Genomic DNA, 15426 nt, shown 5'->3' with positions numbered 1-15426 from the left:
ATCCACGAGTTGCATAGCTTACCTCCCCCAATTTCTTAACTCGCACTATATTATTGACGGGCGACAGGTGATCCAATCATCCGAGTGTATTACCAAAGATTTTTACGGAACATAATGAATCCTCCTTTTGTAGAAGTTATATGTATTATACATATAACTCATTATATGAACAGATGAGCTTGTTTAAGAGGCAATGTAAAGATAAAAATATAAAAGAACTTTCTCTTGCAGCCTTATGGTCTGATATTGTAATTGGTATCCTGTTTTACGCGGTCGGGCTATGAATGCCTAGGGCGAGAAAAAGCAGGGTATTTTAATGGACGTGCGGGGTATCTTTGTTATGTTGCTGGGATTTGGAATTTGCGTCTGGTTATGAAATATCATTAGCGCAAAAAGATGGTTTTAAAGGTAGAGATACATTTTTTAATATCCCTGTAAAACTTCGAGAAGAGATAGAATTATCTATTAGAAAACATATAAATATCCAGTGTGATAATATTATCGAATTACATGACATCATCACTCTTGCACGCCATTTTGACATATTACCTAAAATCTCATTGAGACTGTGCCATGTACTGGCAAACGGGGATAGATCGTGTTTTGGTATGACTGCGGCGAAGTTACGTGCCGCATTATCTTTGCTAGAATCCAATAGGATTAGGCTTAATGGGGTGCCTTTGCATGTGGGCTCTAATTTGAATTCGACTGAGTTAATAGTATCCACCTTAACTAAGGCTGGAAAGGATATTTACGCATTGAAGGATCAAAAAAGTTTTATCAGTCTAGGCGGAGGATATCCGACTTCCACAGCATTTTGCGATGCCGTGACGGTCAATGACGAATACCCTCGTAAAATTTATGAGGCATTATCACAATTGGGTTGTGATTTACATAAGCTTACGGTAATTATTAAACCTAGGCGTATTATATCTAAAGATTATGGTTATTTATTCTCAAATATTAGCTCTATAAAAGAACAGAATGGTACGAACTTAATTATAATCTGGGCTCTGGGGATGTGTGCTCAATCTGCACAGTATCACTAGATCATAAGTCAAAGTATGTGAAAGTAACTGATACAAAAAAGATTTTACGATAGTGAAAGATCGACGTAAAGGACGTTAGTTCAAAGGAAATTGATATTATTGTGTTCTCATATCCTGATTTTTTGGCTTTTTAGATATAAATAACACACCTCCTAGTGGGCTGGAAACTATCAAATGTTGGATCACGCATGGCGCAATTAGCAAAAAATCCTATCTATTGGATTTGGTATGCTCTACTAGATTCTCAGCTCTAAATATTGTGTGCGAAGTGCAATGTCAAGCGGTGGGAATTGATATAAGTGCAGAGTCTGTACCATCCGCTCAGAACAAGGTTGATAGCTCTGTTATGCAGACGATGGTTAAGTTTCATGTCGGAAATGCTGAGCGTATGACTTATCCTGAAAATACATTTACGCATATTATGGCGGGGTGAGTGTTTGTAAGCACTAGCTGTAAAGGCTACTCACCATCCTAGGGTGTTTACTTCTATGTGGATAACAATAGAGTTACAAAACTTGCTTCATATTAAAAGAAAAGTTTCTTTTCTTTTAATATGAAGCATTGCTACAACCAAAAGGAAATTAAATATCTCGCCTTTATTATTCTCGTCAATGTTTGCTTATATATGATTATTTGAATCGGAATTAGGTTACGTACAATATGGTATTTCTCGCTATTTTATATAAGGAGAAGGTTCGCACCGATGTATCGGGTGCAATATCAATTTTTTCACTATGGTGATAGGATAGCTTTTTGAGCGTAAAGTTCTTTTACCTTGATAGATCTTATAGTATTCTTCAAAAATATCAGTTGATAAATTTTTTTCGTGTCGTTTATGCATGGGCTGATACAATAAGAATAGGACTTGATTGTTTTTAAAGTTGGTATGTTATGGCTGTAAAAAATGGTAAACAAACGAAAAGTAAGAATTTTAAACCTGTCTCTCGTTTTCTCAAAAGTTTACGTGGTGTGCGCAATTGGGAACAAGTTTCACAATGGCTTGCTTTTCGTAAGGTAGAGGATATTGAATGTATTACGCCTGATCAAGCAGGGGTACCACGGGGCAAGATGATGCTTTCTAAAAAATTTACATCGGAAACATCATTGGCATTGCCTTCAGCAGTTTTTATGGCAACAATTTCAGGGGATTATCCGGAAGATGGTCATGGTTTTGAATATCCTAAAGAAGATGGTGATTTACGCCTTGAGCCTGATCTTTCTACGTTAAGCATTGTTCCATGGGAAGATGCTCCTACGGCACAGGTGATTTGTGATCTTGTGTATCAAAATGGTCAGGTTGTGGATTACACACCACGCAATGTTTTACGAACAGTGGTTCATTTTTACACAAAAATGGGTTTAAGCCCTGTTGTGGCACCAGAAATTGAGTTTTATTTGGTACAAAAAAATCCCGATCCTGATTATCCGTTAGTTCCACCGGTTGGTCGTTCTGGGCGTTCAATTGGTGGTGGACAGGGGTATTCCATTGCTGGTGTTAATGAATTCGATGATTTGATTGATGATATTTATCAATTTTCAGAGGCACAAGGATTGGAAATTGATACCCTCATTCATGAAGAAGGAGCAGGACAGTTTGAAATCAATTTACGTCATGGTGATCCTATTGAATTAGCGGATCAAGTTTTTATGTTTAAACGAACAATTCGTGAAGCAGCACTAAAACATAATATGTATGCAACTTTTATGGCAAAACCCATTCAAGGGCAGCCGGGTTCTGCTATGCATATTCACCAATCGGTTGTTGATAAGAAAACCGGTATGAATATTTTTACACAGGAAAATGGTGAAGAAAGTATCTGTTTTCGCCATTTTATTGGTGGATTGCAAAAACATATGCCAGGCGTACTTGTGATGCTTGCGCCTTATGTGAATTCTTATCGACGTCTTGTCCCTGATAATTCGGCTCCTGTTAATTTGCGGTGGGGATATGATAATCGTACTACAGCTTTTCGAGTTCCCCGTTCTGCTCCTCAAGCGCGACGTGTTGAGAATAGGCTTCCTTCATCAGATGCGAATCCTTATTTAGCCCTTGCGGCTTCTTTAGCGTGTGGTCTTATTGGTTTGCAACAAAAAATTGAGCCGGATGAGCCAGCGATAAATAATGTAAACGCTGATAATATTGAGTTACCGCGTGGGCTCATTGAGGCAGTCAATTTGTTTGAACAAGATACAGTGATACGTGCTATTTTAGGGGATGTGTTTGTCAGTACTTATGCTGCAATCAAACGACAAGAGTTTGAAACTTTTATGGAAGTAATCAGTCCGTGGGAGCGTGAATATCTCCTGCTGAATGTTTAAATTTTATGACGATGATTGATTATAATTCAATTTCTCCAGGAATTTCTTGGTATGAAGATGCTTTAAGAGAACGTCCCTCTTATCCTTCTTTTTGTGAAAACAGACAGTGTGATGTGGTCATTATTGGAGGCGGATTTACGGGTCTTTCGGCTGCTTATCATTTAGCCAAGGCTGGAGTAGATGTTGTTTTATTTGAAGCATCACGTTTTGGTGATGGTGCTTCAGGGCGCAATGGTGGACAGCTGGGAACAGGGCAACGGCAATGGGTAGAAACATTAGAAAAAAAGTATGGTTTTGAGCGAAGTAAAGCTCTATTTGATTTAGCAGAAGAAGCTAAAAGAGATATTTTAGCTTTATGCGCAATGCCTAATTGTCCTTGTGATTTGATAGGAGGACAGCTTTCTGTAACTCATAAAAGGCGTGAGCTTCTCTCTTATCAACAGCATATTGAGGCGATGCAGCGTTATGGCTATCACGCGCTTACTTTTATGGATAAGGCTGAAACATTTGAGCGACTTGGATCAACTTTTTATTGTGGTGGTATTTATGATGCGGATACCGGTCATATAAATCCCTTAAAATTGATTATTGGGTTGGCAAAAAGAGCACAAGATGCTGGTGCTAAGCTTTATGAGAAGTCACAAGTAACGACCGTAAGGCGCAAGGGAGCACATTGGAAAGTAATAACAGAAAAAGGTAGTGTAACAGCAGAGCATGTTTTACTTGCAACAAATGGGTATAAACTTGGTCTGGAGCGTTTTATTGAAAAAAATATTGTTTCTATTCGCTCTTATATTGGAGCAACGGACCCATTACCAAAGCATAGTTCAATTCTTATAGGGGGGGAATCGGTTGATGATTCCCGTTTTATGGTTCGCTATTTTCGCAAAAGCATTGATAATCGTCTCTTATTTGGTGGTGTAGAAAGTTATGATAATAAGCATCCTCTAAATTTAGATGAACGTATAAAACGGCAAATTGTTGAAATTTATCCTCAATTACATTCTATCAATTTAAGCCATCGGTGGGGAGCAACGGTTGCCATCACAGTTGAACGCATGCCCTATGTTCGCCAAATTTTTTCAAGGATGACTTATTGTGGTGGTTATTCAGGGCATGGCGTTATGCTGGCTCCTTTCGTGGGAAAATTATACGCAGAATGGTTAACTGGAAAATATGAACGTTTTTCCTATTTCCAAGACTTAAAGATTTCATCTTTTCCGGGAGGAAGAGTTTTGCGTTATCCGCTTATATTTTTAGCAATGCGTTGGTTTTCTTTATTGGATCGCCTTTAATGGAAACATTGCTTGAAATGAAGAAAATTAATGGCTTATTTAGTATCTGTCTGCTTTAATGATGAAAGCTTTTATAAGTGATATGGGATTTCATAATCGAATAGAAAAATAAACAAGTTCATGGTGCGTAAAATTATTCCAGTTTCTTCCTTTGATTGTATTGTTTTTGGTGGCAATGGTGATCTGGCGTTGCGCAAGCTTTTGCCGGCTTTGTATCATTGTCAGTGTGCTGGGCAATTCAGTGAGCCAACACGTATTATTGGGGTTTCGCGCACTTCCTTAAGTCGTGAAGAATATCAAAATTTTGTCCGCATTTCTTTAGAAAAACATATCCATCCAAAAGATCTCAATTCAACAGAACTCAATCGTTTTCTTGCACGTTTAAGCTATGTTTCTGTTGATGTTTCCTCAAATCGAGGGTGGGAGGATTTAGCCCTTCTTCTGTCACAAGATTCAGCGGATATTCGAGCTTTTTATTTGGCTGTTGGTTCGTTACTTTTTGCTGATATTGCGATGAAGTTGGAAAAAAATGATTTGGTGACAGCACAAACACGGATTATCATTGAAAAGCCAATTGGTTGTGATGTAAAAACAGCTGTTTCACTTAATGATGTATTTGCAAGCGCCTTTAATGAAGAGCAGATCTTTCGTATTGATCATTATCTTGGGAAGGAAACTGTTCAAAATTTAATGGCATTGCGGTTTGTTAATACACTTTATGAACCGCTATGGAACTCCAATTATATTGATCATGTTCAAATAACCGTTGCTGAATCTTTGGGGTTAGAGGGGCGTACAGAATATTATGAAAGCACTGGTGCTCTACGCGATATGGTTCAAAACCATATGCTACAATTACTTTGTTTGGTTGCGATGGAAATACCATTTACTAACAGTGCTAATGCTGTGCGCGATGAAAAACTTAAAGTTTTACATTCTTTAACACCGCTTGATGTCCATAATGTAGGGCAGCATACTGTACGTGGGCAGTATCTTTCTGGTCTATCAAATGGTATATCGGTAGAGTCCTATTTTGATGATCTGGGAAGAGTGAGTAAGAGTGAAACATTTGTAGCACTTAAGGTTAAGATTGATAACTGGCGTTGGGCTAATACGCCTTTTTATTTACGAACAGGTAAGCGCATGTTCACGCGAATGTCTGAAATTGTTGTGGTTTTTAAACCTATTCCTCATAATATTTTTAATGTGGATTTAGATGAAATTTTTTCTAATCGGCTTGTAATTCGTCTCCAACCTGATGAAGGTGTAAAACAATGGTTGATGATTAAGGATCCAAGTTATGGCGGTATGCGGTTTCGTCACATTCCATTAGACATGAGTTTTGCTTCCGCATTTTCTGAACGTAATCCTGATGCTTATGAACGTTTATTAATGGATGTTATTCGTGGAGATCAAACACTGTTTATGCGTCGTGATGAAGTTGAGGCTGCTTGGCATTGGATTGATCCAATCATTGAGGGATGGGAAGCAATAAAACAGCCTGTTCACAGTTATAACGCTGGTTCGTGGGGGCCGTCTGCTTCGATGAGCCTCATGGAACGTGATGGGCGTATATGGAACAATTTAGTTTAGAGCAATAAGTATGTATAGAATGAATATTGACCGTTTAGATTTTGAAACCCCTCAGACTTTAGCCTTGGCATTAGCAGATCGAGTAGCCGCAGAGCTTAGTGTATCTGTTCTTGAGCGCAAGAGAGCAGTTTTAGCGGTGTCTGGTGGTAAAACACCAGAATTGTTTTTTCATTATTTGTCAAAAGCGGATATTGATTGGCAAAAGATCATTATCACTTTGGTCGATGAACGTTTTGTCCCTACACACGATGAACGTTCAAATGAATATATGGTACGGTGTCATTTGTTACAAAATTTTGCCGAAAAAGCACGTTTTGTAGGGCTTTATCATAAAGCAATTACTGCTGAACTTGCTGCTTTTTCAGCGGCGAGTCGTGTTAATACTTTGCCTAAACCCTTTGATGTTGTTGTTTTAGGAATGGGGGAGGATGGACATACGGCATCTTTTTTTCCTGATGCTGATCGTTTAAAGCAAGCGCTTGATTTACGAACACAAGCACTTGTTTTACCCCTTCATGCTAAGAGTGCTGTTGAGCCAAGACTCTCACTAACTTTGCCAGTTATTATGCAATCTCGTTGTATTATTCTCCATTTCGAAGGTTTTCAGAAACGCGATTGTTTTGAAGAAGCTTGTCAAGACGGGTTTGAAATAGAAATGCCTATTCGGGCAATTTTGCGTAATTCCCCTCATCTCGTTCAGGTTTATTGGTCGCCTGCAGAAAATGAAATAAGTGAATCAAAGTATGCGACACAAGGTGAATAAAACGTAATCTCTCTCAATGAATGAGGGGAAGAAACAATGAAGGGGGAGAGAAATATGGCACTTTCCAAGACAATTGCCACAGTTACACGAAGGATTTATGAACGTTCTCGATCAACACGAGAAATTTACTTAGATCGTATTGCAAAAGCACAAGTTCATCGCCCCAAACGGAGTTTTTTAGGATGTGCCAATCAGGCTCATGGCTTTGCTGCTTGTAGTGCAATAGATAAAGAGCGTTTGAAGGGAAATATCGTTGGGAATATTGGCATTATCACGGCATATAACGATATACTTTCAGCGCATCAACCTTTTGAAAAGTTTCCTCACTTAATTAAAGAGTCGGCCCGTATGGTTGGTGGTGTTGCACAGGTTGCAGGTGGTGTTCCCGCGATGTGCGATGGTGTTACACAGGGAAATGCGGGGATGGAGCTTTCCCTTTTTTCGCGTGAAGTAATTGCAATGGCGACAGCTATAAGCTTATCACACGATGTCTTTGATGCAGCATTGTATCTTGGGGTGTGTGATAAAATTGTACCAGGTTTATTGATTGGTGCACTAACATTTGGTCATTTACCAGGAATTTTTATAGCAGCTGGTCCCATGACAAGTGGTCAAGGTAATGATGAAAAAGCGAAGATACGTCAACTTTACGCGGAAAATAAAATAGATCGCCAAACACTTTTAGCATCAGAAGCACGTTCTTATCATGGGCCAGGAACATGTACATTTTATGGAACAGCTAACTCTAATCAGGTGATACTGGAGATGATGGGGCTTCATATGCCGGGAGCTTCTTTTATTAATGCGAATACACCATTGCGTGATGCTTTAACAAAAGAAGCTACGAAACGTGTACTTGAAATGACAGATCTTGGTGATCATTATAGTCCACTTGGTATGATCATTGATGAGCGTTCTTTTGTGAATGCCATTGTAGGATTAAATGCAACAGGAGGTTCTACCAATCATACGATTCATTTGATTGCTATGGCTGCTGTTTGCGGTATTAAATTGACATGGCATGATATTGCAGAAATTTCATCCGTTGTGCCTCTTTTAGCGCGCATTTATCCTAACGGTTTAGCAGATATTAATCATTTTTATGCTGCGGGGGGAATGGGATTTATTATTCGCGAGCTTATCGAGGCAGGTTTGGTACATGAAGATGTCTCTACGGTTTTTGGTAAAGATCTCAATGCTTATGCAATTGAAGCAAAGCTTTCTGCTGATGGTCATGTGGTACGTGAAGCGGCTCTTAAGGAAAGTGGTGATCATAAGGTGTTAGCGGGGTGGAGAAAGCCATTTCAGCTTGATGGTGGTCTTCGTGTTTTATCAGGAGATTTGGGAACAGCTATTATAAAAGTTTCCTCTGTTAAACCAGAGTATTGGCAGATTAAAGCACCAGTCTTTGTTTTTAATGATCAAGAGGAACTACAAAAATCTTTTAAATCTGGAGTGTTGCATAATAAAGACTTTATCGCTGTCATTCGCTATCAAGGACCAAAAGCCAATGGTATGCCAGAGCTTCATAAATTAACGACCATTTTAGGCGTTTTACAAGATCGCGGTCAAAAGGTAGCATTGATAACCGATGGGCGTATGTCAGGAGCGTCAGGAAAAATTCCTGCTGCTCTCCATGTGACACCAGAAGCAGTGGATAATGGCCCCATTGCACGTTTGCAGGATGGTGATATTGTTTTTCTTGATGCTCATGAGGGTAAATTAACTCTTTTGGAGGATTTAGCAAAATTTAACGCGCGAAAAATCATACCTCCGGATCTTTCAAAAAACGAACATGGTGTTGGACGCGAACTTTTTCATGTTTTTCGTCAATTCGTTAATCGTGCAGATCAAGGGGCATCTGTTTTTATGACATGAAAAATGCAAAAATAAATAAGCTGAACCATATACAATGAAACCATATACAAGGAATTGTTACAATTTTTAGAATTTTGGTATAGGCAGATTGTGTGATCGCGCAGCTGCTTTGAGTGTATTAACCATAAGCATGGCAATTGTCATTGGTCCAACGCCTCCTGGAACAGGGGTGATCGCAGCAGCTTTTTCTTTTACGTTTTCAAAATCGACATCACCAACAAGACGTGTTTTCCCTATACCTTTTTCTGGTGCAGCAACGCGGTTAATACCGACATCAATAACAATTGCACCATCTTTTATCCAGTCTTTTTTAATCATTTGTGGGCGGCCTACAGCTGCTACTAGAATATCAGCGCTTCGACACACATCATCAAGGTCACGGGTACGACTATGGGCAATTGTCACAGTGGCATTGGCTGCTGTTAAAAGGGCAGCCATAGGTTTTCCAACAATATTAGAGCGTCCAACAACGACAGCATCAAGTCCAGATAAATCTTGCCCACAGTGTTGTTCAATCATCATCATGGCTCCAGCTGGAGTGCAGGGAATCATCGCATCTTCAAGTGCGTTTGCTGCGAGTTTTCCTACATTAATATAATGAAAACCATCAACATCTTTTTGGAAAGCAACGGCTTGTGTTATGCGATTTGTATTCATATGAGCAGGGAGAGGCAGCTGTACCAAAATACCATGAATTTTGGGATCAGAATTTAATGTTGCAATAAGTTGAAGGAGTTCTTTTTCTTGCGTTTCTTTGGAAACGACATGTTTGATTGAAAGAAACCCACATTCTTCGGCTTTTTTATTTTTTGAGGTGACATATACTTGACTTGCAGGATCATCTCCAACGATAATAACAGCGATACTAGGTTGTATATTATAGTGATGGCGGAGCTTTGCTGTTTCGGCCTTAACTTTCACAATAATCTCTTCAGCAAGTTTTTTTCCGTCGATAATATTATTCATTCAGAGATCCTTTCGGTAAGGCTGTTTGTTTTTTTTGTAAAGCATTTTCTAATAATACGATAGAGTTTTATAGCAATATTCATATGAGAACAGTAAGAATGGTTTTATAATGTTGTGGATTTATAGTTTTGAAGACTTTTAAATAATTGCTTTATAAAGAAGCAGCAACATTGCTGTTTGAATAAATTTTGGATAAAGAACAAAAATAATGAAGATACAAAGTGGATATAGTGAATTATAGGGTTATAAAAACTTTTTATGATCATTTAAGTTTGTTTTTAATCTGTTATAGGGGGATAAGTATAGAGGGATAATGTGCGCATCAGAATAATAAAATTTTTGAGCGGAGTTTTTATTACAATTATCTTTTTATTTGGAGTGGGGATTCTCGTTTTACCTTATCTTATTTCTACAGATGCGATTCGTATTCGTTTAGCGCAGGATTTAAGTGCATGGACGGGTTACAATGTGCAATTGCGTGATCCACCGCGGTTACATCTTTTTCCTTATCCTAAAGCATTTCTTTCTGGCGTTACTTTAACATCAAAAATGGATGATGTTGCGCCATTAATGGAAGCTGAATCAATAGAAGTTGATCTTTCTGTCGTCGATCTTCTTTGGGGACATATTTCTTTTTCAGAGACGCGGATTATGCATCCTCAATTTGTTATGGAAAAGCCTGTTAAAACAATAGCAGATTTTTTTGATCGGTTTTCTCGCTCACAAGGTGCATTAGGGGTGGCAATACGTAATACGCGTGAAATATTAAAACATAATCCTGAGCATCCAGAGATAGAGCACCTTTTAAAACAACCTTTTGGACGGATTGTCATTAAAAATGGTGTTCTTGTGTATCACGATAGTTTTTCAGGAGTAGCAGAAAAAATAACAGGATTAAATGCAACTTTAGATTGGCCGGAATCAACTCAGGAAGTACGGTTACGTGCAGATGCGCGTTGGCGCGGAGAGTTTACAAAATTATCACTTGATGCTTCTCAAGCATTACTGCTTTTTGCTGGAGGCAAAAGTCATATTAGGGCAAGTCTCAATTCTGTACGTGGGGGAATAACTTTTACAGGAAAGGCTCGATTATCTGAATATTATATTTTTGACGGAAAAGTGTCAATGCGTTCTCCTGGATGGAATCAGACATTGTCTTGGGTTGGTGGAAATCAGTTTTGGGGACATAAATTAAAAATACCCATTGTATGGGAATCTCATTTTTTAGCGCAGCCAATGCATATCCAAATGAACAATGTTACATTTACGATGGGGAAAGCCAATGCGCGAGGAGCTTTAAAACTCGATTTTCAAGATTATGTACCAAATGTCATGGGCTCTTTAGCCTTTGATAATCTAGACCTTAGCCTCTTGGGTTCAATGTTTTTTTCAGGTAAAAAGAAAAATGCCTGCTTTGACATTAGAACTTTTGATTGTATTGGCGTGGATATACGACTTTCTGCGCCACAAGCTAAAATAGGAAATATTTCACTCACAAATTTAGCTGCTGCAATACAAATAAGAGATGGTCATGGTATTTTTGATCTTGGACATGCGAATATTTTTGGTGGATCTGTGCAAAGTAATATTGAAGTTACCTCAGCTGGACAGAAAGTGCGTATTGGAGGAAATATTTCAGGTGCTTCTATTGATATGCAGGAGACTTTAGAAATCTTGGGATTTATTCCATTTATACAAAGCAAAACGAATTTTACTGCAACGGTACGAACACTTGCTGATTCTTGGCCAGAAATTTTTACGAAAATGCAGGGTGAGTTAACACTGAAGATGTCTTCTGGTCGGCTATTAGGGTATGATCTGAATGAATTACAAACAAGACTTTCAAATAAACAACAATTTCTTTTAATGAATAATGATACTTTTTCAACAACATTTGATCACTGGGATATTCAGACAAGCTTTTCAGAAGGTATGATGAAGGTAACAGAGTCATTAATGCGTACAGCAGACTTGAGCTTATCCATTCAAGGAATCATTGCAACTGCTATTGCGCAAGGGAAGGAAAATGAACTGATATTACAGGCACAACTACGCAAAAACTATAGATCAGAAACTTTATGTAAAGATGTCCAATGTCTTGCTAATAGCCTTGCATGGCCTTTTACATTTTCTCTAAGCTCTAAAGGACAAAATCATGGTGATTTTTGGGTTACAAAAGATATTAACGCAGATTGAGTATCGTTTTTCATCTGTATAATATTCTATCCTATAATGGTAATTCGTCTTTTTACAACTTAAAATTGTCTTTTAAATTTAAATCAGAGCTCCCATTATCGGAAGATTCTCTCATTTTAAATCCGTTCGTCGTGAAGCAGTAAAAACCATCCTCACCGTCATAATAAGTGAGGTTGGTATAGATAAATGACTGAAGAGAGGAATAAAAAACCTTCTTATGGAATCTTTCAAATACAAGAGATTCATAATATCGGTGCTAATCTTATAAAAATTGCTAAAAAACATTAAAATTTTAAGGAGGATGTTGGCCAGTGCTTATTGAATCGCAGAAGAAATACCATAGCCATCTTTGGTAATTGTATGCTTCCCGTCGGCTCCAACAGAACCAATTCCCACTGTAATCAAAATAAAGGCTAAGAGGGTTGTAATCGTAATAATTGTAGCTTTTTTAGCAGACATATTTTTCCTCCACGGATGCATCAATGACTGAATGCAAAGATGAATGGTGCATTATTTAAACTTTTATGAAAGCAGAATCACTTAAGGATCTATAAGTTCCTATTATTATCTCATAAAGCTAAAAAAACTCTATAATTCTTTAATATATTATAGTTCTATAGATATAATTTTTTCTTTTTGCTATATATTTTTCTTCATTTTCTCGATGACGATAGTGAGCATTGGCAAAATTTTTATGCGCATAAATTATAAACTTAAAAGATTATTTATCCGACAGACATTGGCTTTGAATGAAGAAATAAAGATAGAGGGGGCACAAGCTTCTTATCTTATGCATGTTTTGCGTATGAAAGAAGGAGCAGAAATTTTACTTTTTAATGGACAGGATGGTGAGTGGCTTGCTAAACTTATCACTGTTAAGAAAAAATTTGTTGTGGTTCAGCTTATCCATCAAGAAAGATTACAAACGACGCATTCCAATCTTATTTATTGCTTTGCTCCACTCAAAAATGCGCGGTTGGATTATATGGTGCAGAAAGCTGTTGAAATGGGGGTATCGATTTTGCAGCCTGTTATAACGCATCATACGCAGGTTACGCGTATCAATATGGCGCGTATGGAAGCCAATGTTATTGAAGCTTCTGAACAGTGTGGAATTTTATCTCTTCCTAAATGCGTATCGGCTCTATCATTAGCAGAACTTTTAGCACAGTGGGATGAGACACAGCCTTTATTCTTTTGTGATGAAGAGCATAAATTGCATAATCCATTACCTTCTTTTAAAAAGCGTGACGTTACAACACCTGGTATTCTTATTGGACCGGAAGGTGGCTTTAGTGAAGAAGAGCGGAGCTTTTTAAAAAAACATCCTTTTGTGTTTCCAATATCACTAGGTCCGCGTATTTTACGCGCTGATACTGCCGCTGTTGCTGCTTTGGCTCTTCTTAATGCTACCGTGGGGGATTGGGCAATGGATTGAGAAATCTGTAAAATCATTCTAAACAATTTATTTAAGATGATGATACCAATTATAGGATACGGTAAGTTATGGCGCTTGATATAACTGATGAAAGTGAAATTTATAACTTAGATTCTTTGGTTAGCTATTTCCAAGGGGGGTATAAAGCAGAAGATGATTGGCGCATTGGTACAGAACATGAAAAATTTCCGTTTTATAGAGATGGTTTTCACCCTGTTCCTTATGAAGGAGAGAGGGGAATCCGAGCGCTTTTAGAGAGGATGCAAAGCGCCTTAGGATGGAAACCTATTTTAGATGAAGAGAATATTATTGGGCTCGTAGGATCAGTTGATCAGGGAGCCATTTCTTTGGAACCTGGGGGACAATTTGAATTATCTGGTGCACCATTAAAATCAGTAAGCCATACATATTACGAGTTGATGGAGCATTTAACTCTTCTCAAAAAAATTGCAGAACCATTAGGTATAGGTTTTTTAGGTCTTGGAGCTAGTCCAAAGTGGACTTTAGCTGAAACGCCGCGAATGCCTAAATCACGTTATCAGATTATGACTGATTATATGCCTAAAGTGGGGTATAATGGTCTTAATATGATGTATCGCACATCAACAGTTCAGGTTAATCTTGATTTTTCATCTGAAAGTGATATGCGGCGAAAAATGCAAGTATCCATGAAGTTACAGTCCATTGCAACGGCATTATTTGCAAGTTCGCCCTTTACAGAAGGGCGCCCAAATGGCTTTTTATCGTGGCGTTCTGAAATTTGGCGTAATACGGATAATCAGAGGACAGGCGTTCTGCCCTTTGTATTTTCTGAGCGTTTTGGTTTTGCTGATTATGTTGAATGGGCCCTTGATGTTCCAATGTATTTTGTTGTGCGTGATGGTCGTTATTATGATTGTACACACATAACGTTTCGTCAGTTTATGAATGGAGCATTAAAAGGACAAGTTGCAAATTCAATTCCAAACATGGGAGATTGGATTAATCACTTATCAACGTTATTTCCTGAAGTCCGCTTAAAAAGATTTTTAGAAATGAGGGGAGCTGATTGTGGTTCTTGGAAGCGCATTTGTGCGTTGTCGGCTTTTTGGGTTGGGCTTCTTTATGATAGGGAAGCACTTAATGAGGCAGAGGCTTTGACAAAAGATTGGTGTTTTGAAGAAGTTTTAGAGTTGCGCCAACGCGTTCCTAAAGAAGGGCTAAGAACTCCTTTTCGTCAAACTATTCTTTTAGAGTTAGCACGTCAAGCTCTCGCTATTGCTCGCAAAGGCTTAAAAAATCGCAAACAGTATGATACGAATGGTTTTGATGAAACAAATTTTCTTAATCCTCTAGAAGAGGTTGTTGCAATGGGACAAACAGATGCTGAAAAATTTTTGTCCCATTACTATTCTATTTGGAATGAGTCTGTAGAACCTTTATTTTTAGAATGTGCCTATTAAATTTGAAGCAAAGATACTTCCTATTTTTTAAAAAATGCATATCACCGTGGTGGTTCATTTACTCATTTGCTCTAGAGAGCATATCCTACCTTGCTTTTAACATTTCTCATAACGGAAAGGATACAATACAAAAATTTCTTGGGGAGTGTGATTTTTATACCCAATAATATCACGATATTTCCGTAATCATAATGTTGTCCCTTTGTACAAAAGATAGTTCATAAGAGATAAAGCTTATTATCAAACATTTTTTATTCACTTGGCTCATCTACTTATGAATAGGTCTGAAAATAATATTTTTCACTTTTAAAAGGGATAAAAAAATATAATTTGCGGTTAATAGTCAATTATTATAATTCAATATACAATGCTTATATGAAAGAGTATTTTATTATACAAAAATTACGATATCAATCTTTCAGTGCGCTAAAAAGACAGTAGAAAAAATACCGATAGATCTATGTATGTATAACTCAATTTTATTTTT

12 protein-coding genes are annotated in these 15426 nt (G+C 37.8%); 10 read left to right on the top strand and 2 right to left on the bottom strand.

What is annotated here, in order from left to right:
* Window positions 1-353 precede the first annotated feature (353 nt).
* The 7 genes from ACFIO5_RS05845 (at window position 354) to edd (ending at window position 8897) form a co-directional block, all read left to right on the top strand.
* Window positions 354-1049: a type III PLP-dependent enzyme domain-containing protein gene (locus ACFIO5_RS05845; RefSeq protein WP_375633533.1), complete on the top strand. Its 696-nt coding sequence runs from the start codon at window positions 354-356 to the stop codon at window positions 1047-1049.
* Window positions 1050-1185: 136 nt separating this feature from the next.
* Window positions 1186-1482 (top strand): class I SAM-dependent methyltransferase, encoded by a 297-nt coding sequence (locus ACFIO5_RS05840; protein WP_522729873.1) that lies wholly within the window; start codon window positions 1186-1188, stop codon window positions 1480-1482.
* A 458-nt stretch (window positions 1483-1940) separates the two neighbouring features.
* The gene (locus tag ACFIO5_RS05835; RefSeq protein WP_375633534.1) at window positions 1941-3368 is read left to right on the top strand and encodes a glutamine synthetase family protein; all 1428 of its coding nucleotides are present in this window, start codon (window positions 1941-1943) and stop codon (window positions 3366-3368) included.
* Window positions 3369-3379: 11 nt separating this feature from the next.
* A complete protein-coding gene (locus tag ACFIO5_RS05830) occupies window positions 3380-4663 on the top strand; it encodes an NAD(P)/FAD-dependent oxidoreductase (protein WP_375629621.1) in 1284 nt (427 codons plus the stop codon).
* A 120-nt stretch (window positions 4664-4783) separates the two neighbouring features.
* A complete protein-coding gene (zwf, locus tag ACFIO5_RS05825; RefSeq protein ID WP_375705149.1) occupies window positions 4784-6256 on the top strand; it encodes a glucose-6-phosphate dehydrogenase in 1473 nt (490 codons plus the stop codon).
* Between the two features lie 10 nt (window positions 6257-6266).
* The gene (gene pgl, locus ACFIO5_RS05820; protein WP_375618432.1) at window positions 6267-7019 is read left to right on the top strand and encodes a 6-phosphogluconolactonase; all 753 of its coding nucleotides are present in this window, start codon (window positions 6267-6269) and stop codon (window positions 7017-7019) included.
* Window positions 7020-7073: 54 nt separating this feature from the next.
* Complete coding sequence (gene edd, locus ACFIO5_RS05815) at window positions 7074-8897, top strand: phosphogluconate dehydratase (protein WP_375634707.1); 1824 nt, start codon at window positions 7074-7076, stop codon at window positions 8895-8897.
* 66 nt (window positions 8898-8963) lie between these two features.
* Here edd and folD read toward each other — a convergent pair whose 3' ends face one another.
* The gene (folD, locus tag ACFIO5_RS05810) at window positions 8964-9863 is read right to left on the bottom strand and encodes a bifunctional methylenetetrahydrofolate dehydrogenase/methenyltetrahydrofolate cyclohydrolase FolD (RefSeq protein WP_375618434.1); all 900 of its coding nucleotides are present in this window, start codon (window positions 9861-9863) and stop codon (window positions 8964-8966) included.
* A gap of 315 nt (window positions 9864-10178) precedes the next feature.
* On the opposite strand from folD, the gene ACFIO5_RS05805 reads away from it, so the two are divergent.
* Window positions 10179-12059, top strand: a complete 1881-nt coding sequence (locus ACFIO5_RS05805) for an AsmA family protein (protein ID WP_375642958.1) — start codon at window positions 10179-10181, stop codon at window positions 12057-12059.
* Window positions 12060-12374: 315 nt separating this feature from the next.
* Here the strand turns inward: ACFIO5_RS05805 and ACFIO5_RS05800 are convergent, their stop codons facing one another.
* Complete coding sequence (locus ACFIO5_RS05800) at window positions 12375-12518, bottom strand: hypothetical protein (protein ID WP_273790383.1); 144 nt, start codon at window positions 12516-12518, stop codon at window positions 12375-12377.
* Between the two features lie 235 nt (window positions 12519-12753).
* Between ACFIO5_RS05800 and ACFIO5_RS05795 the strand changes: the two genes are divergently transcribed.
* Complete coding sequence (locus ACFIO5_RS05795) at window positions 12754-13497, top strand: 16S rRNA (uracil(1498)-N(3))-methyltransferase (RefSeq protein WP_375634705.1); 744 nt, start codon at window positions 12754-12756, stop codon at window positions 13495-13497.
* 68 nt (window positions 13498-13565) lie between these two features.
* Window positions 13566-14939 carry a glutamate--cysteine ligase gene (locus ACFIO5_RS05790; RefSeq protein ID WP_375612076.1) on the top strand — a complete coding sequence of 458 codons (1374 nt, stop codon included), beginning with the start codon at window positions 13566-13568 and terminating at the stop codon, window positions 14937-14939.
* Window positions 14940-15426: the final 487 nt, after the last annotated feature.

This window comes from Bartonella sp. AA86SXKL, assembly GCF_042196885.1.
The sequence above is the reverse complement of the archived record's forward strand: the minus strand, read 5'-3'. Positions and strand labels throughout refer to the sequence as shown.